The organism is Paenibacillus solani, assembly GCF_001277345.1.
GTDB classification, from domain to species: Bacteria; Bacillota; Bacilli; order Paenibacillales; family Paenibacillaceae; genus Paenibacillus_AQ; species Paenibacillus_AQ solani.
In genome coordinates this window covers 613901-636492 of record NZ_LIUT01000001.1, presented here as the reverse complement: position 1 = coordinate 636492, position 22592 = coordinate 613901, and the positions used below count along the sequence as shown (strand labels likewise).

Sequence of the window (22592 nt, the reverse complement as noted above, 5' to 3'; positions counted from 1 at the left end):
TCTTATCGCAATCCTGATTAGCATTCCCTATTCTACCAAAGTGCAGGCACAAAAGCATCTTCGCTGGGCATTTTTCGCAAAAGAAAGCGATGTGTCCGTTAAATCGAAATCTCGTTTATGAATTCAGGACGACTGACTGGCTCACTGTAATTTCGACTGTCCGTTCCAACCACTTCAGCCAGATCATTCATCCGGATTCTTACCTTGGCATCACCTGAATTTTCAGCAACGGTGAGCACGACAGCCTGCAGCAGCTCGGTCGGAACCTGCTCGCCCTGCTCAAACATGCTGTCCTGCAAGGATACGGTTACTGCTCCGTCTTCCCCTTTTTCAATCGAAGCAATGGTAGTATCATCCGGAATAACCTCAACTAATCCATCTCCATAATGCGGCCCCCGAATCAGCTCGTTCAAGGCAGCCTGAACGGAATCTTGCCCTGTCGGGACAAGCCTTGTAACAGGCACATAATATTGAATGCCATCAGGCGTCAAGGAAGAGAAATAGACCGTAACCGGGGAAGAAGAGCTGTACATAGCATCATCCGCTTTTTGGAGGTTGATCCCCATTGCACGGGAAAGCGGACGATCCAGCGGCGTATGATTGACCGGCATTTCCGTCAGTTTGACGCCGTCCACCCATACCTGCATCTGCTCAATACCTTCGTGTCCTGTCAGCGTCCAAGTCAACGCCTCCAATATTCTGCGCTCATCCGCCGCTTTATAGTTTGTAAACGATTTATTAAATTCCACAACAGCCAGTTTGTTCTCCGGATCGACCTTCACTTGATGAATCTGCGTACCGGCTGGCAGCAGAGCCTGGAAGCCCTGAGGAACATACCCGGCATAACGGCCTCCGCTTACAAGAACCTCAAGGGATTCCTGTGCTGCATTCGCTCCCTCCACCTTCGGAATTCCCAATGTTACAGGCGCTAACATTCCTCGCGCATCTGCAAGGTACACCGTTGTCTGCGTGCCAATATCCCCTTGGGCCGCCGTTGATCCGGCCGTGTTCAGCATCTGCTTCTCCACTTGCGCAGGCGGCGGGTCAATTCCTTCCGATTGCTTCCCGGATAAAATACCGCAGCCGGACAATACGATCGGAACAGCAAGCAGCCCGGCGGCGGAAAGCCTGCGAAGATTACGTTTGTTACGTTTCATGTATTGTTCCTCCCTAACATTTTTTGTACAGGTTGTACTCCTATGTATACGAGCCCTTTTCAAAAAAATAACTCTCAGTTTTCCCCTTTCTGGACAAAGGGGGGCGGAAAAAGTACAATCGTCGTAAGCATCTTTCATAACCACGAAAATGAGGTGAGTTCCACCATGGCAGAAAACGATTTAAACATTCCGTATAGTTTGAACAGTAAAAAAGTAGCGGAGGCGACGCGGAGCCTGCTCCATAAGCGTGGGATCAAGTTGGAGGAAATCGCGGAACTGGTGATGATCCTTCAAAAAAAATACTATCCGTCTCTAACCATGGAAGAATGCATAGAGAATGTGGATGCCGTGCTCAGCAAACGCGAAGTTCAAAATGCGGTATTAACGGGAATTCAGTTAGATATTTTGGCAGAGGAAGGCAAGCTCTTTTCTCCGCTTCAAGAAATGCTGGCCAACGATGAAGGTCTATATGGCGTGGATGAGATTTTGGCATTCTCCATCGTGAACGTATATGGAAGCATCGGCTTCACCAACTATGGATATATCGACAAGCTCAAACCTGGTATTCTTGAACAATTAAACGATAAAACAAGCGGCCGGGTTCATACATTCCTTGATGATATCGTCGGTGCGATTGCCGCTGCCGCCAGCAGCCGAATCGCTCATCGCAAGCAAGCCGACCGAGAAATCGAGTTGTATGGTACTACCGAGGAACTTCCAAAAGATTAAGTGAAACAGCTTAAAAAGGAGATTCGCCTCATGCGAATCTCCTTTTCTGTGCTAATACGAGAGAGGTTATGCCGAATATAGTTATGAGACTACCGTTTGTTATTAAAGAATCATAGACGATTACAGGTGGATCGCATGAAACCTCACCCCCAGATACGGTGGGTTTCTTCTATAATAAAAGATTAAATGGAGGCCCCATACCTGAAACAAATTATTAGCAATATTTCAACACGAATATTCACATATTCAACCTGTATGCTAAGTATAATGAAACGCAGAAGGGTTTTCACAACACAACAGAACGCTGGCCAGCATTCATGCACCTAGAGAGGAACTCCTTCTACCATCCTCCAATTTGAAAGGGCGATATGAATGAAATTGAAAAAGGTAGCTATCCTGCTCATGACTGTTGTTATGCTTCTCATGACTTCTGCTGTTGCGAGCGCATCCGTTCCGCTCAACCGCACCGATACGGTGACGGGCCAAGGCACGCTGATTATTACGGGCTCGGCTTATTTCAGCGGCTCGCCTGCCGCAGGGGTCATCTTTGCTAACGTCTATCAAGTAACAGGCGGCACGGAAGTGCTGGTCGAGAGCAGCCGTTCGAATATTTTCTCGAATCCGAATGTCGTCAGCTACACGATTAACTTCAATACCAACTTCTCACAAGGCACTTATATTATCCGCTACTCGCACAGCGGCTCGCTGGCAGATTTAACGACATATGCACGCTTCCTCTAATACTTAAATAAGAAGAAACCGTCAGTCGCGTGGACTGCATCCTCAATGGAAAGAGGTGCAGTTCACCGCTCTGACGGTTTCTTTGCGTCTATTCTAGTAAGCCCAATTGCCCCTCCGGAAGACAGGCTCGATAGTGCCGTCCGGCAGCTCTCCGTCGATATCAAGCTCTGCGCAGCCAATCATGAAATCCACATGGGTCAAGCTGACGTTCGCCCCGCGCTCCGCCAGCTGCTCATTCGTAAGCTTGGTTCCGCCCTCCAGGTTGACCGGATACGCGCTGCCGAGCGCGAAATGGCAGAATGCGTTCTCATCGATCCCGGTGTTGTAGGATACCCGGTTCATATTCTAGATCGGGAAATCATGAGCTACTCCGCCAAGAAATAAATCGGGCACGCTAACCTAATAAATCGGTAAATCTATCTAGTCATTTCTGCGAGCGGTGTTCATATACTATGATGAAGAACATTCCAATAGAGCACCTATGGATATCCGCCACTACCGTGGCGGATCTTTTTTATAGATAAAACAGATTATCGGTTCGCTCCGATTTTTACAGGGGAGATATTCCAAATCTCCGCAGCATAACGGTGAATCGTATTATCGCTTGAAAAATGTCCTGAATGGGCAATATTAACAATCGACTTCCCGGCCCAGGAGTCGGCATCCAAATATGCTTGATCAATATCCGACTGCGTCGCTACATAACTTGCGAAATCTTCAAGCACAAAAAATTCATCATTGTGATCCAATAGAGACTGCAGGATCTGCCCGAATTCCAGCTCATGGCAGCAGAACGGGCCTGGGGATATCAATTGATTCAGCACACGGTTTATTCTCGGATCCTGCTCATATCGCTTCCGGGACACATAGGCTCCCGTCCTGTAATACTCCAGCACTTCTTCCAGCTTCAAACCAAACAGGAACATATTCTCTTTCCCAAGCAGCTCGAACATTTCCACGTTAGCTCCATCCAGCGTACCGATCGTTAAAGCTCCGTTCATCATGAACTTCATATTTCCCGTGCCGGAGGCTTCTTTACCAGCTGTGGAAATCTGCTCGCTAACATCGGCTGCCGGAATAATCTTCTCCGCGAGAGAAACCGAATAATTTTCAAGAAACAGCACCTGAAGTTTGTCATTGACCTGCGGATCGTTATTCACGACATCTGCAACGACGTTAATAAGCTTGATAATGCTTTTGGCCAGATAGTAACCAGGGGCTGCCTTGGCACCGAAAATGACGGTACGAGGAACGCGTTCCGCATTCGGTTGATCCTTAATCTCGTTATATACATGCATTACGCGTAATATATTGAGCAGTTGCCGCTTATAGCCATGCAGCCGCTTCACATGGACATCGAAGATGGAATCCGGATTGATCAAGATCCCCTGCTTATCTGCGATGAAATCAGCAAGCCGTTGTTTGTTACTCCGTTTGATCCGCTGAATTCCCTGTCGAAAGGCGGAATCATTCTTGAGTGACTGGAGCTGAATCAACTGGCAAGGATCCGTAATCCAAGAAGTGCCGATCCCCTCGCTGATGAGTCGGCTTAGCCCCGGATTGCTATGCATCAGCCAGCGTCTATGGGTAATTCCATTGGTTTTATTACTAAATCTCTCCGGATACAGCTCAAAATGCGGTTTCATAACCTGTGTCTTCAGCAGCTCTGTATGCAGCGCCGCCACGCCATTCACATGGTAGCTGCCCACAATCGCCAGATTGGCCATTCGTATCTGGTCGCTCTCAATAATGGCGAGCTGAGAGATGCGACCATGTTCATTCGGATAGCGCTCCAGCAGCATTCCGCAGAACCGTTTATTAATCTCTTCGATGATCATATAAATCCGCGGCAACAGGTCTCTAACCATGCCGATCGGCCATTTCTCCAAAGCTTCGCTAAGCAAAGTATGGTTCGTATAGGATACCGTCCGGCTCGTAATGTCCCATGCCTCATCCCAGCCCAAACCCTTATCGTCAATAAGGATTCGCATAAGCTCCGGGATCACCAGCGTCGGATGCGTGTCATTGATATGAATGGCGACATACTCGGGAAGCTCATGATAAGTTCTTCCCAGCTTGTCGAACGTTCTCAGAATACTCTGAACGCCTGCCGAGCAGAGGAAATACTGCTGCTTCAGCCGAAGGAGCTTGCCTTCGTACGCGGAATCATCCGGATATAAAAATTCCGATATCGATTCAACCGAACGATTGTATTCCAAGAACTTATAATAGCTGTTCTGAGAATGGGCCGGACGGATTCTGGAAATATCCGACGCAGGTTCGGCACTCCATAACCGCAGTGTATTCACCTGACCTTCTCCATAACCAATCACCGGAACATCATAGGGCACGGCCAGCACGCGCTCATAATCCACTGTGTCAAAGACGGTCCGACCATCCTTCACACTAACCTCCACATGTCCCCAAAAGCGTACGTCGACCGCTTTGTCTGCCCGGCGCTCTTCCCAGACATTTCCCCGCTGGAGCCAATTGTCCGGCAGCTCGACCTGATGACCATCAACAATCTTCTGTTCAAACAATCCATACTTATACCGGATCCCGCATCCATGGCCTGCGTAGCTGAGCGAAGCCAACGAATCAAGAAAACATGCAGCAAGGCGTCCAAGCCCCCCATTGCCAAGCCCTGCATCCGGCTCCTGTTCCTCAATCTCCTCCAAATTCCACCCCAGCTCCAGAAGTCCGCGGCGGACCATATCCAGCACCTCGAGGTTTAACAGATTGTTTCCCATCAGCCGTCCGATCAAAAATTCAAGGGAGAAATAATACACCTGCTTCTGCCCGGTATCCCGGTATATCCGGTTGGCAGCAGCCCATTCCCGGCCAACATATTCACGGATCATACCGCCGAGGGTTTTGTATACATCCTCAGCCGTTGCATCCTCAAGTCCTTTTCCCAATCGACTCACCAAATGCTCCGTAAAAACCTGCTTGAATGTTTCTAAGTTGTTAAACAAAAGAAAGTTCCTCCTGACGAAAAATAGTTTATCTACCTATCAAATAGAGATATCTTTGGCTATAACGAAAGGCTTCCGAAAGTCTCCCTGCAGCTTATGATCCCGCGAGATCACTACATCTTTATCCAGAATAACGTTCTCGAGCCTTACGTTTTCGCCAATGACGCATTTTTGCATGATAATCGAGTTATGAATGCTTGCGCCTCGCTTTACCTGTACTCCTCGGAACAATATACTGTTCTTCACTTCCCCGTCGATCAGACAGCCATTGGCAACCAGCGCGTTGCTGACATCCGCCGAATTCAAATACTTTGCAGGCACCTCATATTTAATCTTGGTGTGAACGGCCTGCTTGCGAAACAAGCTGTCGTATGCCTTCGGATTCAAAAGATTCATACTAGTGCGATAGTAACTTTCCAGCGAATTGATCACCGCGTGATACCCTGAATATTCATATCCCGCGATGTTCAGCTGATGTTGGTTGCGCATGATGGCATCCCTGAAAAAATGGTTGCCCCCATGGGCTATGCAATGATCGACCATCTCCAAAAAACGCGATTTCTCCATCACGAATATCTCCATATATACCGCATCATGCTTGTGTTCGTAATGGATATCCGTCACCTTGCCATCCGCATCGGCATCCACACGGGTGCAGGAACGATGCTCCTCTCTTGGCGTCTTCACTTTGGTATAAACCAACGTCACGTCAGCGCCCTGCTTCAAATGGTACTCATACACCTCGTTCAAATCGACCATGCTGATATGCTGACTGCCGGAATATACGATATGCTCTGCAGTCCCACGCTCAAAAAAATCGAGATTATTATAAATATGTCGCATTTCCCCGGAAGACACATCTGTCTCGTCATTCCAATCCGGCGGAAGAATAAACAGGCCGCCTCGCTTACGATGCATATCCCATGGTCTTCCTTCACCCAGATGATCCATCAGCGAACGATATTTCCTGCGGACAAACAAGGCGATGTCTTCAATACCCGCATGCATCATATTGGACATCACAAAGTCGATTAAGCGGTATCTCCCCGCAAATGGTACAGCAGCTCCGCATCGGTAATACGTCAATTCGTTCAGCACATCCCGTTCATGCTCCAAATTAATAACACCCATAAGTTTTCTCATCTCAAGACCCCTCCTTATCCTTGTGTATTGCGTGAAAATGACTCAAGCAGCTTAGGAACGTCCTCGTCCTGGCTGCTGACAAGCATAATTTGGGAGGGATCGTCAGGAGGCGGAGTGATAACGGCAAAATCTTGAATGACCATGTCCTCGGTCACGATCGCCCGGTGTATGCGTACATGCTTGCCAATACGCACCTTGGGCATGATGACGGAATCGGTTATGATACTGCCCTCTCCTACCTCAACGCCATAGAATAAAACCGAATGTGTTACGTCCCCGCACACGGTGCAGCCCTCGTTAATCATGCTGTTCCGGACGTTTGCCGTCGGAGAAATATATTCTGCCGGCTGATTCGGATTTCGGGTATAAATGCGCCATAATGGATCGTTTAAGTCCAGCTTGGGCCGCTCGCTCAGTAAGTCCATATTGGCTTCCCAGAGACTCTCGATGGTGCCGACGTCTTTCCAATACCCTTCAAACGGATAAGCGAACAGCGTTTTGCCGTCTGCCAGCATGCTCGGAAGAATGTCTTTGCCAAAATCATGACTCGTATCCGGAATCTCTGCATTCCGCAGTAGATAGGATCGCAGCAGCTTCCATCGAAACAGATAAACCCCCATGGAAGCCGTCGTGCTTTTCGGATGAGCAGGCTTCTCTTCGAATTCGTTAATTCGGTAATTCTCGTCCGTATTCACCATGCCAAACCGCTTCGCCTCTTCCGAACTCACCTGGATGACGGAGATGGTGCAATCGGCTTCCTTCTCCTTGTGATAAGCCAGCATGCGATCGTAATCCATCTTGTAGATGTGATCTCCCGATAATATCAACACATGCTCAGGATCGTACTGATCAATAAACTTGAGATTTCGGAAGATGGCGTCCGCCGTACCGCGATACCAGGTCGTTCCGTTTTCGCGTTCATGGGGCGGGAGCACGAATACACCACCGTTCAGCCGGTCCATATCCCAATCGCTTCCTACACCAATGTAGGAATGCAGAACCAAAGGTTCATACTGGGTAAGCACCCCCACCGTGTCGATTCCCGAATGCGAGCAGTTGCTGAGCGGAAAATCAATGATCCGGTATGTACCCCCAAAATAAACAGCCGGCTTGGCGAGCGTCTTCGTCAGACCCTTCAGCCGTTTTCCTTGACCTCCAGCGAGCAGCATGGCGACAACCTCTTTTTTCTTCATGACAGATTCTCCTTTATAGGGACTTTATACGACGCGAATCCTATAACATGAAAATATCTGACTGAACCAAGGGGGGCCTTTTCGGTACGAATATATGAAGTGTTCATGGTGATTGGTGCATGAGGATACATCTAGGAAGGATTGCCTTGCATAAATAGTGAAGGTACATCAACTATATGCGGGGTTAAAGAAACTCTGACTTTAATCTATTAAACAAAAAACCGCCCTTTCTACGCATGATGAAAGCAAAGCGCATGAAGAGACGGTTTTTATCGATATCTTGACTATATCAGGAATGCGGCTGGCTCCGTACAGAAAAATAGCACATGCCGTCGCCGTTTTTGATGATTTCGGCTCCTCCGCGGCGGGTCAGCTCGGCGAGATGGGCCAGCGCTTCGCACATGGCGAAGCGAAGCTGGTGAATGCCGAGCTTCTCGCCGAAGAGGGCGGTGCAAACCTCGAAGGCGGTGAGCCGTCCGGCTGCGCTCAGCATGCCGGCAATGGTGTCCAGGCGCTCCTCATGATGCAGGAGGAGCGCATCGATCCGTTCACGGAAATGCGTGAACGGGTGGCGGTGTCCGGGATACGCAGTCCGGACATGCAGCTCCCGCAGGCGGTGCAGCCCTGCGAGGTAGAGCGCCAACGGCTCGGCATCACTGCCGGGCAGCAGGCTTACGTTGGGCGAGATTTGCGGTAGCACGGCATCGCCGCATAAGAGGATGCCGTCAGCGGCATGAAAGAAAGACAGATGTCCGGGCGCGTGGCCAGCTGTTTGCACGGGTACCCATACCCGGTTTCCCATGCGGAATGGCAAATGCTCGCTAATGTACGATACTTCCGGCTGGGGTGTGACTTGTGGAAAGAAGCTGCCCAGATGCTCAGGCAGGAGAGCAAGCTTTGCTTCCGGCATACCATGCTCCCTGAAGGACGCCAAGAGCGTATGCTCCATAACGGAATCCTTCCCCCACATCAGCAGCGCTTCCTCATGCGCGCGCTTGGACATCCAGACCTTCGCACCGGTGCGTTCCTGAAACCACCCGGCAAGCCCATAATGATCCGGATGATGGTGGGTCAGGACAATCGAGGTAATGTCATTGAAGTTGATCTTGAGCTGCTCCATCGCAGCCAGCCACTCCTGTTCCGAGGAATCCGTACGCGGTCCAGGATCAATGATGGTCGTCCCCTCCTCCCCCTGCAGCACATAACTGTTCACCCATCGCAGTGGGTTGGACAACGTAATCTTAACCTGACTGAGCTGATGCTCTTCTATATGATGAATATCCGGTCCTTGTTCCTTTTCCTTCTGATTCAATGCTCTTCACCTCCATTACAATTGGAACTTTATATCTGTATGATTTATCCGTTCAGTGCCCGAGCCACTGCTTCGCGTGTACGCTGAACGGCTTCAGCAGCAGACAAGTTGATCTTGTTGCCGTCTTCACCCATCCATTCCACTTCTCCGGAAGCAGCCCCGCGTCCAATGATCAGGCGCAGCGGCGCCCCGGCAAGGTCGGCATCCTTAAACTTAACGCCAGCCCGTTCGTCGCGATCATCCAGAAGAGGCTCTAGTCCAGCCTTGATCATCTCGCCGTAGAGTTGCTCCGCCAAGCTCTTCTGCTCCTCATCCTTAACTGAAACAGGAATAATATGAACCTGGAACGGAGCGACAGACATCGGCCATACTAACCGCTCTTCGGTGATACACTGCTCGGCAATGGCCGCCATAACGCGGGAGACGCCAATACCGTAACAGCCCATAATCAGCGGTTTTTCCCGGCCGTCAATATCCAGATACATGCTGTTCATAGCATCACTGTATTTCGTACCCAGCTTAAAGACATGGCCAAGCTCAATTCCGCGATGGAACTGCAGCGGCGCTCCACAGCGCGGACAAGACTCTCCCTCGGTTACATTTCGGAAATCGCCAATGTGCTCAACCGAAAAATCATGTCCAGGGCGGACTCCCTTCAAATGGGCATCCTCCTGGTTGGCACCAGCAATGCCTTCTTCCATGGCTGCCACCTCGTAATCGACCAATACCTTTAACTTGAGGCCAACGGGTCCTGCAAATCCGACAGATGCCCCTGTCGCTTGTTTAACTGCTTCGGCACTTGCCAATTCCGCAAGCTCTGCGCTTAAGTAGGACTTCACCTTCGTTTCATTCGCTTCGCGGTCACCACGAACAAGCACTGCAACGTTTTCCCCATCCACCTGGTAGATCAGTGTCTTGATCAGCTGCTCCGGATCGACCTGGAGAAAGCTTGTCAGTTCCTGAACACTTCTCACGTTAGGAGTCAATATTCGCTCTATGGCTGAGCTGCGGTCAGTCTTTAGCGCGTCCCTGCCGGTATGCTCTTCTGGAACCGCAGACTCCGCACGTTCCATATTCGCTGCATATTGGCATTGACTGCAGGAGACGACAGTGTCCTCGCCTATATCAGCCAGCGCCATAAACTCATGGGTCTCTCCCTGTCCACCAATGGCACCGGCATCAGCTTCCACCGCTCGGAAGTCCAGACCACAGCGCCTAAAGATTCTCTCATACGTTTCATACATATTCCGGTAGGAAGCGTCCAATCCTTCCCAATCCCGGTCGAAGGAATACGCATCCTTCATCAGGAATTCACGTCCCCGCAGCAGTCCATAACGGGGGCGCCGTTCATCCCGGTATTTGCTTTGTATCTGGTACAGGGTCACTGGCAGCTTCCGGTACGAAGAAATCTCTTGGCGCACGATGGACGTGATGACCTCTTCATGTGTGGGCCCCAGCACGAATTCCCGGTCATGGCGATCATGCAATCTGATGAGCTCCGCACCGTAAACATCGTATCTGCCCGATTCCTTCCACAGCTCCGCAGGCTGCACCGCAGGCATTAGCATCTCCTGTCCGCCTGAGGCATCCATTTCCTGTCGAATCACGGACTCTATTTTTCGCAAGACCCGTAATCCAAGCGGCATATACGAATAGATTCCTGCTGCTGTTTGCCGTATATAGCCGCCGCGAAGCATCCATTGATGGCTCAGTGCCTCCGCTTCAGACGGCACATCGCGCAGCGTTGTCATCAACAATTGACTTTGACGCATCTTCTCATACTCCCTTTTTGATCCATTAATAGCCGTACGCAAAAAGAGCACATTCGTCTTCTAGGGACGAATGTGCTCGTGGTACCACCCTGATTCCATCTTGCAAGACATGTTTACCATTATTTCGCAAAATGCTTCATACGGCAGTAACGGGCCGAACCGGCACCGCTTATTGACAGCGGGCAACTACAAGGTAGGAAGAGTGCAGTCTAGCGAGCGGAAGTCTTTCAGCCGGGGACTTCTTCTCTGTCTCGTCGAACATTGCACTCTCATGTCCTTGATTATCGTTATTGTCTCGGAATTCATTTGGTCCATACATTACAGCCGGAGATGCGGAATGTCAAGCATGAAAAAACAGAATATCTAATGTGCGATATGGTCCAGCACCTGCCGCAAAATCCCAATGACATGCTCATCCTCATAGGTGTAATAATATGTATTTCCATCTCTGCGGTATTTGACCAGCCTTAAACTGCGCAAATAGCTAAGCTGGTGAGATACCGCCGACTGGCTCATGCCAAGCACTTCAGCAATATGGCCGACAGGACATTCCTCTTGCGAGAGCAAATGAAGAATCCTGATGCGTGTTGGATCGGAAATGGCCTTCAGAAGGCGTGATGCTTCCATGGCCTCTTCTTCATGCAGCAGCTCATGGTGCTCTTTTTCCATACGTTTATCCCCCTTATTTATATTTACCGGAGAACTCAGTAGCCCCAAGCAGGAGGCTCCTTATCATAATGTCCGATTTATCCCCAAAAACGTACTTTGGCAGCGATGACTCTCTATTTTAAGATCACTTTACCGTACTTAACCTCTTGTTTCAATTCATACCCAAAATTCAGCTCTTCCTCACGCTTACACTTTATCTAGCATGCGTATATTGATGAAGTTATAGCAGGATCAATTTATAAACAAAATAATAAAAATCAGTTGAATCCAGTTGACAATGCATCGATTCGGTCATACTATAGGTCTAAAGTTGCTTTAGGGAAACATTATATGCTCGGCCCAATTTATTAGGGAGAGGTTAAACTTTATGGATGAGACAAAACATAGACAGCATTTGCATCAAGCAGCGCTCGGCGAGCAGTTTCTGATTGAACAGGTGGATATCCACGGAGAGCATAAACGGCGACTTCTGGACCTCGGATTTGTCCCGGGGGCTGTTATTGAAGTACTTAAAGCCAGTCCGCTTGGTGATCCCATCTCATATAGAGTCGCAGGTACCGTCATTGCATTAAGAAAAGAAGAAAGCGAGTTAATTTGGGGTAAGGTGATGACATCATGAGAACTTATACCATTGCACTAGCAGGCAATCCGAATACAGGGAAAAGCACTCTCTTTAACGCCCTCACCGGCTTGAAGCAGCACACCGGCAACTGGTCCGGTAAAACAGTCAATCTCGCTAGGGGCTATTATGAATACCAGGACACCCGCTTCCAATTTATCGATCTGCCCGGGACCTACTCTTTGTTCTCCAACTCAGCCGATGAAGAAGTCGCGCGTGATTATATCATTTTTGAGAAACCGGATGTCACCCTGCTTGTTCTGGATTCTACGGCCCTTGAACGAAGCCTGAACCTTGCACTGCAAGTATTAGAGATGACCGATAGAGTCATCGTGTGCTTAAATCTGATGGACGAAGCTAAGAAAAAAGGAATCAAAATCGATGCACGCAAACTGGCAAAGGATCTCGGCGTTCCCGTCATTCCGATATCGGCCAGAAACAACGAAGGGCTGGATATCTTGTCCGAGCAGCTGCTTCTAATGTGCACAGGACAGACTACGACCATGCCCTACCGCATGAAATACAATGAGGAGATGGAAGCTCAAATTGCCAGACTGGAGTCTGAATTAAGAGATATCTTCGGCAGCGAATATCCTGCAAGATGGCTGGCTATTCGTTTACTGGATGGGGACCAGAAGCTGATCGCAACGTTAAAAAGCAGACTATCGGCCTCACAAAAAGGGGGGATTACCTTTGGAACAGCTAAAGCGCTTGGAAGCTCTAACAGCCACCATTCCTGCTGAGCAGGCAGAGGATGTTCGGGAAGCCATCGTGGGCGAGTTATTCAAAAAATCCCGCCAGCTGTGCAGCGACGCTGTGAAGGTGACCGACCGGAAACTTCTCTACCGTTCTGAGCGTCTGGACCGCATCTTCACTTCCAAGCTGTGGGGATTTCCGATCATGCTGGCGATGCTCGGCGCCATCTTTTATTTAACGATAGCCGGAGCTAATGTCCCATCTTCCATGCTGGCAAGTTTCTTCGGCTGGATTGAAGGATACCTGACGATGGCCTTTCAGGCTATTCATGCTCCTGATTGGCTTCATGGTATCCTGATACTCGGGTTATTTCGAGGAACTGCGTGGGTCATCAGCGTGATGCTGCCACCGATGGCGATCTTTTTTCCGGTCTTTGCCCTGCTGGAGAATTACGGTTATCTGCCTCGGGTGGCCTTCAATCTTGACCGTCTGTTCAAAAAAACAGGAGCCCACGGGAAACAGTCCCTCACCATGGCAATGGGATTCGGTTGTAATGCGGCGGCCATTATGTCGACCCGGATTATCGAATCGCCACGCGAGCGGATGCTCGCCATTCTGACTAACAACTTCGTGCCCTGCAACGGCCGCTGGCCGACGCTGATCCTGTTAGCTTCATTATTTATGGCTGCTGGTTTCTCAGGAGGAACCCAGACTCTCGTAACAGCCTCTGTCGTTATGGGGATGGTACTGATCGGCGTCGTTGTTACACTCACGGTATCATGGGGACTATCCAAAACAGCATTAAAAGGCATTCCATCTCACTACACGCTGGAGCTGCCGCCATACCGCAAACCGAAAATTCTGAACACGATCCTCCGGGCAACCCTGGATAAAACCATTTACGTTCTGCGCAGAGCTGTAATCGTAGCGGCGCCTGCCGGCGTGCTGACCTGGATCCTTGCCAACATCTATATTGGCGATAGCAGCATTCTCATTCATTTCGTTCAGTTCTTAGATCCGTTCGCGCGGGCCCTCGGACTCGACGGCTTCATTCTGATGGCCTTTATCATCGGCCTTCCGGCAAATGAAATTGTGCTGCCGATCCTGCTGATGGGATACTTGGCAACAGGCTCCTTGACTGAGGTTACCGATATGTTTGCCCTCAAGCAAATCTTTCTGGACCAAGGCTGGACCTGGCTGACTGCACTGAACATGATGCTGTTCTCGCTGCTCCACTATCCTTGCGGAACCACGCTTGTGAACATCTGGAAGGAGACCAAAAGCGCGAAGTGGACATTCCTGTCTTTTGCCATACCGACGGCCATCGCCATCGGAGTCACATTCCTTGTTGCACAGGTGGCCCGGGCATTGGGCTGGGTTTAGGTGAAAGATATATATGTATAAACAAACGAGCCGATCCGGGGTCTCCCCGCGATACGGCTCGTTCTTATTTTTCTTATCCAGTCTATATGAATTCTATAAAATTTAACCTTTTACCGATCCTGCGGCAATGCCGTACGAAAACCCCGACTAATGTCAGCACGGTGATCATCACCAGCATAAATCCAAGGAAAATCTGATTTCGCGGTGTATTCAACTGGCCCATCCTATTCAAGTCGACCACACTCCCTTTTGACTGTAGGAACTTGTAATTCACTATACACAATCTTGCAGAAGTTAGGGAGTAGACACTTTTTATACTCTTTTAGGCGTTTGTACTTTATTGCATAAAAAAAGAGGAAGTGAACCAAGTGATTTTCCTTGGCACTTCCTCTTTATATCTCCATGAACAGCTAGACGGGATATAATTCCCGATGCTGGCTAAGCTCTTTCTTGCACTCGTTACACAGTCCGCGCACAGCCCCCGAATCATCTGCATAAAAGGTCACTTGACGCTTCCGGCGGCATTTACTGCAGGCTTGTACGTCTTTTGCTCTGCTATATTTTAATTTAGATTTCAGATCTATGACATTACTGTTATGCCTGCTCCCTCGTGTGCGTCTGGACAAGCCCCATACGCTTAAGGCAACAACAGCTATGGCTGCGACTGCGACCAAGATCCAAGTCACCGGTCCCATGTTTATTTCACCTCCACAACATGCAAACTATTTGCACAATATAGCTATAATCAAAATAGAATTTCGACCTAAGATTCTCATATCTGCATATAAGCGACGTTAACATATCTAAAAATAGCTACATCTAATACTGTTGCAAATTATTTTACCATATCATCATCTTTCATGGCAGACGGCATCATCATGCTCAGAAGCTCACATCGGATTTTTCAAAAGAGTGTAAACAAAAATTTCACCACCAAATTTTGGAACTAACGGTCTGTTTTTGCGTATCAAAAAAAGGGGAGTTGATGAAATGGTAATGATAATACTGGGTGTCATTATGATTGTTTTCGGCCTGTACGACTACATGAATCCAAACTCTAAATTACTAAGGTTTATAAATCGCCATCCGAAAAATGATAGTGTAACACAAGAAAGTACGGTTTAATGGCCAGAGCGGAATATTTGGCGGAATCCTTTTTATTGCGATTGGAGTCATCGTTATTCTATTAAGAAACTAAGAGGATACCTCCAAGTAAGTTCTACGACTATTACCCGTAAATCTGCAACCAGCACGACAGAAATTATGTATAATTGTCATGGCTGAGGCAGAATGGGGCTGCTGCTTAACTAACATCATAAACATAACAAACACCATCACATGTATTTACCTAATACTATGTTCTAAGATACACACAAAAAAGCTTTCTCAATGCCGAGGCAACCGGGAAGGAAGGCTTTGCCGTGCTTTCTTTCATGATAATGGCTGTCATCCTTTATCGCTCCTTTGATTTGGTAACTTTTGAGATTTATCGTGTATTTACTTATTGGGGTGATTTTTATGCTAGCTCTGGTTCTAAATTTATTTACTACATTATTCGGACTTTTGATTTCCGTACTGGGGTTGTTTTATTTGTTAAAACCCGATTCTGATTGGGTGAGATGGATCAATAATATCCCTGAAGACGAGATTTACTATGATGCCGATTTATTACGTTTCGGTGTTATTGGATTTATAGCCCTTGCAGTGGGAGCAGCTATTTTCTTTCGTTCAATTATGAATATTTTCGTGTCGTAAGAACTAGAGAACCTTGCCGCCATGTCGCATGACTTCTGAAAATCTCCTGTTTGTATACTCCAACCATTTGTCTCGCTACTCACGAGTGCTTGCTCACACTATAGAATGCCGATTTGTTTTCGGCGGAACACCGAGCTCAACGATGTCAGTCCTCTCTTTTATAATTATCCCATACAAAGAGTCATTTTCGATGGATAGGTTTTTTTGGTGCTTCAAGATATATTACATTAGAGATGTGGGTGCGCACCGTTTTTTCGCATAAACAACTGCCCAGCGATATATCGCGGGTTGTTTTGTCTTGCACGAGTTGTATATTTTCCTGCTGGATGTCGATAACCTTCACAATGAAGCCACGCATGAAAAAGAGAGCCCGACAAAAATAAGTTCGAACAGTCAACGAGTTGGTTTCAGGATTAGAAGCGTTTACTCCTTTTATGGTGGAACTTCCTGCTTTCTGATACATGATATAGGCTTTGGACGCCCTACCAAATCCATTCGCTGAAATCATTGCCGTTAGTCCATCCATTTGAACAGCTGCTGCGGAGTCGTCAAGCCTAACGCTATGTTCTAAGATACACACAAAAAAGCCTTCTCAATCCCGGTACAACCGGGAAGGAAGGCTTCGCTGTGCTTTCGTTCATGCAGCAACCAACATGGTGTCAGATCTTCAACTCACCGAGTTTTATCAGCTCAACGACAGCTTGCGAACGGCCCTTAACATTTAACTTCTGCATGACATTGGAGATGTGGTTACGCACCGTTTTTTCGCTAATAAACAACTGCCCAGCGATATCGCGGGTCGTTTTGTCTTGCACAAGCAATTCAAAAACTTCGCGTTCACGGTGGGTTAACAAGAACTTGCTATTATGGTCGGTCCCCTTCAATGGTGTCACCCCTCCTTGCCTGGGTATGTGTGGTCTAACAAGGTTAAGGGATACAGTCAACTCATCTTATGTCAGAGAAGGGGTGAAGGTGCGGAAGAAGCAAACAAATTGGGCAATAATCGCGTATTGGTGATTTTTCTCCTTGCTTCCTCTAGACGGTTGGTCTATGATGGGGGTGTAAAAATTATTTTCTTTATTTTTTCACCATTTTAAAAATTATTTTCAGTACAGTGTCCCTTCCGTATATGCCCAACAATAAGCTCACCGGGAACCCTGAAGGAGGCTTGTGATGACACCAATCTTGCATATTATTTCTGTCGAAAAGGAAAGCCTGCCCCGTCAGGAACGACGGCTCGCAGAGTTTATTCTGACAGCTCCATCCGAGATTGTGCATATGGGCATTAAAGATCTGGCCGAGCAGTGTGAGGTTAGCGCTGCGACAGTTACTCGTTTCTGTAAGAATTTTCAGTGTAAAGGGTATCCTGATTTTAAGCTCAAGCTTGCCGCTGAGCTCGCACATGCCGAAATGGCTTCCCGCACAGGGAATACGCGTTATCAGGATATTGTGGCAGGCAATCCGCTAGCCGGTATCGTTGAAGCGATCGAATCGAACCACCTGACTTCCATACGGGATACAACGGAGCTACTGGATTTGGGTCAGCTGGAACGTGCGGTGGATGCATTATGCCGAGCGAAGCGCATTGATCTATACGGCGTGGCTACCTCATCGATTGTCGCTCAGGATTTCTATCAAAAGCTGATCCGTATCGGAAAGAACTGCACCGCATTTGCGGATTCCCATATGCAGATTACCTCAGCCTCTACCTTGACAACAAACGATGTGGCCGTTGCCGTTTCGTACTCCGGAGAAACGCCGGAGACCATTGATGCCCTGACTTGCGCCAAAAATGCGGGTGCATTTACGATCAGCATCACATCTTACCGAAGCAGTGCCATCTCCGCTTTAGCCGATATCACCCTCTATTCCTCTTCCCTTGAGGAAGGAATGCGCCGGGGCGACATGGCATCACGTATTGCTCAGCTTCATATTATTGATATCCTGTTTATGGGTATGGCCAGCCGGGATTTCTCAACATACGTTCCCCGTCTGGAGCAATCATATCTGAATGTTCAAAACTACCGTAAAAGCCGAGGAGGACAATAACCAATGAATATTTTCACGTTCAAGGATGAAGAACAATTTGTACAAACAGGCGCAAACCTGATCTCCGCTCTGCTGCACACCAATCCCCGTGCTAAACTGGGACTGGCTACCGGAAGCACACCCATCGGGCTCTACAACAAACTAATTGAAATGAACCGTCAAGGTCTGGTCAGCTTTGCTCAGACAACTACTTATAATCTGGACGAATACGTTGGACTTCCTGAGAATCACCCTGAAAGCTACCGGGCTTTCATGAACGAGAAGCTGTTCAACCATGTGGATATCAACATTGAAAATACCCATGTACCGAATGGCAATGCGGCCGATCCAGAAGAGGAGTGCCGGAATTACGACAACATGCTGGAACAATTTGGTCCAGTTGATCTGCAGCTCCTGGGTCTTGGTCACAATGGACATATCGGATTTAACGAACCGGGTGAATCATTAAACGGCGGTACTCATGTCGTTGAATTGCAAGAGAAGACACGGAACGCCAACGCTCGATTCTTCCCTTCACTGGATGATGTTCCAACTCATGCGATTACAATGGGGGTTGCTACTATTCTGAAAGCTCGTCAAATTCTCTTGCTCGTTCGGGGCGAAGATAAAGCAGAAGCTGTGAAGCGTGCCTTGAAAGGACCTATCACGACAGATTGCCCGGCATCGCTTCTTCAGTGCCATCCTAATGTCGTTGTCCTTCTCGATCAAGGTGCGGGGAGTTTACTTGTATGAGTGAATACCGAGAAGCTGTTCAGCTATTGTATGGTCGAGTAGTGACACCAGCAGGCATATGTGATGATGGCGTGTTGGCTATCCATGGAGAGAATATTGCCTATGCCGGCATTGTTTCCGAGCTTCCAAACGAACTGAAACAAGCTGCATCGGAAGTCATTCAACAACCGGATGGCTACATCCTTCCAGGCTTTGTTGATATCCACGTACACGGGGGTAACGGCGAAGACTTCATGGATGCCTCTAAGGAAGTCCTGGATAAAATCACAAGCTTCCACAGTTCACAGGGAACAACGACCATGCTCGCCACCACGATGACAGCCCCTAAAGCAGCTATCGACCATGTACTACGGGAAGTTGATGACTACCGTAAACAGGGAATGCCATATACGAAATTGGCAGGCGTGCATCTCGAAGGACCCTTCATCAGTCCAAAATGGCCTGGCGCACAGAATCCCGAGCATATCGTCCATGCCAATATCGACTGGCTGGAAGAATGGGCATCCACCTATCCCGAGCTGGTTCGCCAAGTAACGCTCGCACCGGAACGTGAAGGTGCGCTTAAGGCGATCTCTTGGCTAAGAGACCACGGGATTGTGGCTGCGCTGGGACATACAGATGCTACTTATGAAGAGGTGGAGACCGCAGTCGAAGCAGGTCTCAGCCATGGTGTGCATACATTCAATGCGATGACTGGACTACATCATCGTAAGCCTGGTGTGGTGGGTGCAATGCTGGGTGATGACCGTTTAAGCTGCGAAATCATAGCTGACGGCATTCACGTACACCCCGCCGCTATGCAGATTTTGGCCCGCATGAAACCAAGAGAAAATCTGATTCTGATTACCGATGCCATGTCTGCTACCGGTATGCCTGACGGAGAATATACGCTTGGCGATCTGCCGGTTGTCGTAGAGAACGGTATCGCTACACTTAAGGACAATAGAGATAGCCTGGCAGGAAGTACACTGACAATGATCAGAGGCTTTCAAATGCTGGTACGAAAGGTCGGCTTAAGCATTGAGCAGGCCTCCGAAGCAGCTAGTACCAATCCTGCCAGAAAGATCGGCATAGCGGATTGCACCGGATCCCTTGAGTCCGGCAAACTTGCCGACGTTCTGTTGCTGTCAAGCGATTTAGAGCTTCAAGGGGTCTGGATTCAAGGACAACGCAAGCATTAATCAAGCATGGATCGCCTCATAATCGAGCTTGAGAATATAATCAAGCTTGAATCCGTAACAAGCAAAGGAGCTGCCTTATTTAGGGATGATATCATTCCTAAAGGGCAGCTCCTTTTGTTGTGAAGGTTTTACCGGCTGTTCCGATTACCACCAAACCAACCGTCGTCCGTGTCATTCTTCATCAAATTGCCGCGGGTATCGTTCATGCCGTTGCGACCACCAAGGTTCAATGGGAATACGCGGTTAATCCACGATCCAAAATCACGCGAAAGCGTTCCAAGGGTATTATTTGCATTGTCGCCATTTGCAAAACCGTTGGCATGCTGATAAAAATCATCATCTGTGGAAACATATACTTGACTGATATGTGGTGCAGTCTTGCGGATCTTGCTCGTGATTTCTTGACGGACATGCTCTGGTACTTCTTCACGATTAGTACTCATCATGCCCATATTATTATTACTGTAAGTTCCATAAGGAACACCGTTGATGCCTGTTCCTATAAAGGTGTTATCCGTCGCACCGTTCGTTCCGCCAAGCGTATTATTTGTACCCATGCTAGTAGTTCCTGTACCATTGGTACCCATAAGTCCATTCGTACGGGTTCCGTTAGTACCCAATCCGGTTCCATTAGTACCCATAAGACCATTTGTACGATTTCCATTCAACGTATTAAAATTGCCGCCGCCAAAGCCGCCATTGGTTGTTCCATTCACACCAAAACCACGGTTATCGGCATTTCGGCCCAAACCTGTCGTGTTTTCTACCCCGCGTCTTGTGTCATTGGCCATTCCGCGGAGAATACCAACACTGCCTGTTCCTGAAGTGCCAAATGTCCGGTTTCTGACATTCGTTGTGCCATTCCCAGTCATTGTACCATTTGTAGAATTACGATTAGCTCCCGTACTCATGCCTGTAACACGACCGTTGTTGCTGCTGGTGTTCGTGTCATTAATTGTGTTCATACCATTTCTGGACAGCGAAACATAAGCATTACGATTCGTTACAAATACGTGGGCTCGACCTACACCACTGATATCGGAAACTTTATCCGACAACGTTTTGCTGTATTTCAGGTTCGTCAGATCATGCTGCCGTGTGGTGCCGGCATTTTGGTTATTCCGCACTGAATTCACACCGATACGGCCAGTGTCCACACTGTTCGTGCGCGTTGTGTTCCCATCATTAGTGTTACCGCATCCTGCTACCGCAGCCATACTGAGCAGCAATGCTGTGGAGACGGTCAGGTTGAGAGCCTTGGATTTCATCATGATTCATCCTCCATCTCTATAATGAATGTATTAACATCGTATAGGATGGCCTTGGGGCAGAGCCGGTATGCTGAAAGGTTTTAACATGGAAGATAACTGTGGATCTCGCCTAATTTCTACAAAAAAACACCGATTAGATGATGACATCCATCGGCGTACGTTCCATTATAAAGACCTGATTTATCTCGGTGAAATGCACAACAAAATTAGAGCCAGCCGTCGTTAATCAAACCCGTCTCCAGACTGTGTCAGCACTTGCTCCAACCAAGCTGAGTTGTCCTGATACCATCGAATCGTCTCACGAATGCCGCTCTCGTAATTATATTGCGGCGTCCAACCAAGCTCTGTTCTTATCTTATCCGCATTAATTGCGTAGCGACGATCATGCCCGGGACGATCTTCGATATGCTGAATCAAGGATTTAGATTTGTTCAGCTGTGTCAGGATCGTGCGAATGACCTGCAAATTATTTCTTTCATTATTCCCGCCGATATTATATATTTCGCCAGCCTGGCCACCACGCAACACCAGATCGATAGCTCGGCAATGATCTTCTACATATAGCCAGTCGCGTACATTCAAGCCATCGCCGTATACTGGAATCGGAATATTTTGCATGGCATTATATATGATGAGCGGAATCAATTTCTCGGGAAACTGGTAAGGACCATAATTATTTGAACAACGAGTAATATTGATCGGTAAGCCGAAGGTCTCATAATAAGCTCGTACAAGCAAGTCGGCGCCTGCCTTACTTGCAGAATAAGGACTATTGGGCTGAAGGGGTGAATTTTCGGTAAATAACCCTGTATCTCCAAGCGTTCCGTATACTTCATCCGTCGAGACCTGAACAAACTTGCTAATACCATATTGTCTGGATAAATCAAGGAGCGTCTGGGTTCCTAGTACATTGGTTTTTACAAATACTTCAGGTTGAATAATACTTCGATCGACATGCGACTCAGCTGCAAAATTAACAACTGCATCTACCCCCTTTTTAAAGATGGGCTCTAATGATGAACGATCGGCAATATCCGCCTTCACAAATTCGTACTTCGGATTATCCTGCACATCCTTTAAGTTCCTTAAATTTCCGGCATAAGTTAACAAGTCCACGTTAATAATTTCGTCATGGGAATATTGAGCCAGCATATATCGAATAAAGTTGCTACCTATAAATCCTGCGCCGCCTGTGACAACGATCTTCATGCCACT

Annotated in this window: 21 protein-coding genes and 1 pseudogene; 9 read left to right on the top strand and 13 right to left on the bottom strand. The window is 48.1% G+C overall.

Going from position 1 to position 22592, the window contains the following annotated elements; all coding sequences use genetic code 11:
• Nucleotides 1-98: 98 nt before the first annotated feature.
• Entirely contained in the window at nt 99-1157 is a 1059-nt protein-coding gene (locus AM231_RS02735) for a GerMN domain-containing protein (RefSeq protein ID WP_054401256.1), read from the bottom strand.
• 165 nt (nt 1158-1322) lie between these two features.
• On the opposite strand from AM231_RS02735, the gene AM231_RS02730 reads away from it, so the two are divergent.
• Nucleotides 1323-1886, top strand: a complete 564-nt coding sequence (locus AM231_RS02730; protein ID WP_054403518.1) for a phosphatidylglycerophosphatase A family protein — start codon at nt 1323-1325, stop codon at nt 1884-1886.
• Nucleotides 1887-2258: 372 nt separating this feature from the next.
• Nucleotides 2259-2627 (top strand): hypothetical protein, encoded by a 369-nt coding sequence (locus AM231_RS02725; RefSeq protein ID WP_053489427.1) that lies wholly within the window; start codon nt 2259-2261, stop codon nt 2625-2627.
• A gap of 93 nt (nt 2628-2720) precedes the next feature.
• Here the strand turns inward: AM231_RS02725 and AM231_RS02720 are convergent.
• The 7 genes and pseudogenes from AM231_RS02720 to AM231_RS02690 all read right to left on the bottom strand — a co-directional run.
• Nucleotides 2721-2996: pseudogene (locus AM231_RS02720) on the bottom strand (aminopeptidase); the annotation flags it as partial.
• 161 nt (nt 2997-3157) lie between these two features.
• Nucleotides 3158-5602, bottom strand: coding sequence for a glycogen/starch/alpha-glucan phosphorylase (locus tag AM231_RS02715; RefSeq protein WP_054401254.1), 2445 nt, complete (start codon nt 5600-5602; stop codon nt 3158-3160).
• 39 nt (nt 5603-5641) lie between these two features.
• Nucleotides 5642-6745, bottom strand: a complete 1104-nt coding sequence (gene glgD, locus AM231_RS02710) for a glucose-1-phosphate adenylyltransferase subunit GlgD (protein ID WP_054401253.1) — start codon at nt 6743-6745, stop codon at nt 5642-5644.
• A gap of 14 nt (nt 6746-6759) precedes the next feature.
• Nucleotides 6760-7938, bottom strand: coding sequence for a glucose-1-phosphate adenylyltransferase (locus AM231_RS02705; RefSeq protein ID WP_054401252.1), 1179 nt, complete (start codon nt 7936-7938; stop codon nt 6760-6762).
• A 289-nt stretch (nt 7939-8227) separates the two neighbouring features.
• Nucleotides 8228-9250 (bottom strand): MBL fold metallo-hydrolase, encoded by a 1023-nt coding sequence (locus tag AM231_RS02700; RefSeq protein WP_054401251.1) that lies wholly within the window; start codon nt 9248-9250, stop codon nt 8228-8230.
• A gap of 44 nt (nt 9251-9294) precedes the next feature.
• Nucleotides 9295-11022 carry a proline--tRNA ligase gene (locus tag AM231_RS02695; RefSeq protein ID WP_054401250.1) on the bottom strand — a complete coding sequence of 576 codons (1728 nt, stop codon included), beginning with the start codon at nt 11020-11022 and terminating at the stop codon, nt 9295-9297.
• A gap of 363 nt (nt 11023-11385) precedes the next feature.
• Complete coding sequence (locus tag AM231_RS02690) at nt 11386-11691, bottom strand: ArsR/SmtB family transcription factor (RefSeq protein ID WP_054401249.1); 306 nt, start codon at nt 11689-11691, stop codon at nt 11386-11388.
• 367 nt (nt 11692-12058) lie between these two features.
• On the opposite strand from AM231_RS02690, the gene AM231_RS02685 reads away from it, so the two are divergent.
• The 3 genes from AM231_RS02685 to AM231_RS02675 are packed head-to-tail and all read left to right on the top strand — an operon-like array spanning nt 12059 to nt 14389.
• Nucleotides 12059-12310 (top strand): FeoA family protein, encoded by a 252-nt coding sequence (locus AM231_RS02685; RefSeq protein ID WP_054401248.1) that lies wholly within the window; start codon nt 12059-12061, stop codon nt 12308-12310.
• Nucleotides 12307-13053, top strand: a complete 747-nt coding sequence (locus AM231_RS02680) for a FeoB small GTPase domain-containing protein (RefSeq protein WP_054401247.1) — start codon at nt 12307-12309, stop codon at nt 13051-13053. The genes AM231_RS02685 and AM231_RS02680 overlap by 4 nt, the downstream gene beginning before the upstream one ends.
• A complete protein-coding gene (locus tag AM231_RS02675) occupies nt 13004-14389 on the top strand; it encodes a nucleoside recognition domain-containing protein (protein ID WP_054401246.1) in 1386 nt (461 codons plus the stop codon). Before AM231_RS02680 ends, AM231_RS02675 begins: the two co-directional genes overlap by 50 nt.
• Before the next feature lie 410 nt (nt 14390-14799).
• Here AM231_RS02675 and AM231_RS02670 read toward each other — a convergent pair whose 3' ends face one another.
• A complete protein-coding gene (locus tag AM231_RS02670; protein ID WP_106406045.1) occupies nt 14800-15084 on the bottom strand; it encodes a hypothetical protein in 285 nt (94 codons plus the stop codon).
• Nucleotides 15085-15907: 823 nt separating this feature from the next.
• Here AM231_RS02670 and AM231_RS02665 point away from each other — a divergent pair.
• A complete protein-coding gene (locus tag AM231_RS02665; protein ID WP_054401245.1) occupies nt 15908-16144 on the top strand; it encodes a hypothetical protein in 237 nt (78 codons plus the stop codon).
• 181 nt (nt 16145-16325) lie between these two features.
• Here AM231_RS02665 and AM231_RS02660 read toward each other — a convergent pair whose 3' ends face one another.
• Both AM231_RS02660 and AM231_RS02655 read right to left on the bottom strand, forming a co-directional pair.
• A complete protein-coding gene (locus AM231_RS02660; RefSeq protein WP_165593367.1) occupies nt 16326-16670 on the bottom strand; it encodes a hypothetical protein in 345 nt (114 codons plus the stop codon).
• A 133-nt stretch (nt 16671-16803) separates the two neighbouring features.
• Nucleotides 16804-17028, bottom strand: coding sequence for a helix-turn-helix domain-containing protein (locus AM231_RS02655; protein WP_006208732.1), 225 nt, complete (start codon nt 17026-17028; stop codon nt 16804-16806).
• 289 nt (nt 17029-17317) lie between these two features.
• On the opposite strand from AM231_RS02655, the gene AM231_RS02650 reads away from it, so the two are divergent.
• Genes AM231_RS02650 through nagA form a run of 3 tightly spaced genes read left to right on the top strand, consistent with a single transcriptional unit; the run spans nt 17318 to nt 20106 of the window.
• A complete protein-coding gene (locus tag AM231_RS02650; RefSeq protein WP_054401244.1) occupies nt 17318-18193 on the top strand; it encodes a MurR/RpiR family transcriptional regulator in 876 nt (291 codons plus the stop codon).
• A gap of 3 nt (nt 18194-18196) precedes the next feature.
• Nucleotides 18197-18925, top strand: a complete 729-nt coding sequence (gene nagB / locus AM231_RS02645) for a glucosamine-6-phosphate deaminase (protein ID WP_054401243.1) — start codon at nt 18197-18199, stop codon at nt 18923-18925.
• Nucleotides 18922-20106, top strand: a complete 1185-nt coding sequence (gene nagA, locus AM231_RS02640) for an N-acetylglucosamine-6-phosphate deacetylase (protein ID WP_054401242.1) — start codon at nt 18922-18924, stop codon at nt 20104-20106. Before nagB ends, nagA begins: the two co-directional genes overlap by 4 nt.
• Before the next feature lie 128 nt (nt 20107-20234).
• Here nagA and AM231_RS02635 read toward each other — a convergent pair whose 3' ends face one another.
• Both AM231_RS02635 and rfbB read right to left on the bottom strand, forming a co-directional pair.
• Nucleotides 20235-21377: a YhcN/YlaJ family sporulation lipoprotein gene (locus tag AM231_RS02635; protein WP_054401241.1), complete on the bottom strand. Its 1143-nt coding sequence runs from the start codon at nt 21375-21377 to the stop codon at nt 20235-20237.
• A 222-nt stretch (nt 21378-21599) separates the two neighbouring features.
• Nucleotides 21600-22586 carry a dTDP-glucose 4,6-dehydratase gene (gene rfbB / locus AM231_RS02630; protein ID WP_054401240.1) on the bottom strand — a complete coding sequence of 329 codons (987 nt, stop codon included), beginning with the start codon at nt 22584-22586 and terminating at the stop codon, nt 21600-21602.
• Nucleotides 22587-22592: the final 6 nt, after the last annotated feature.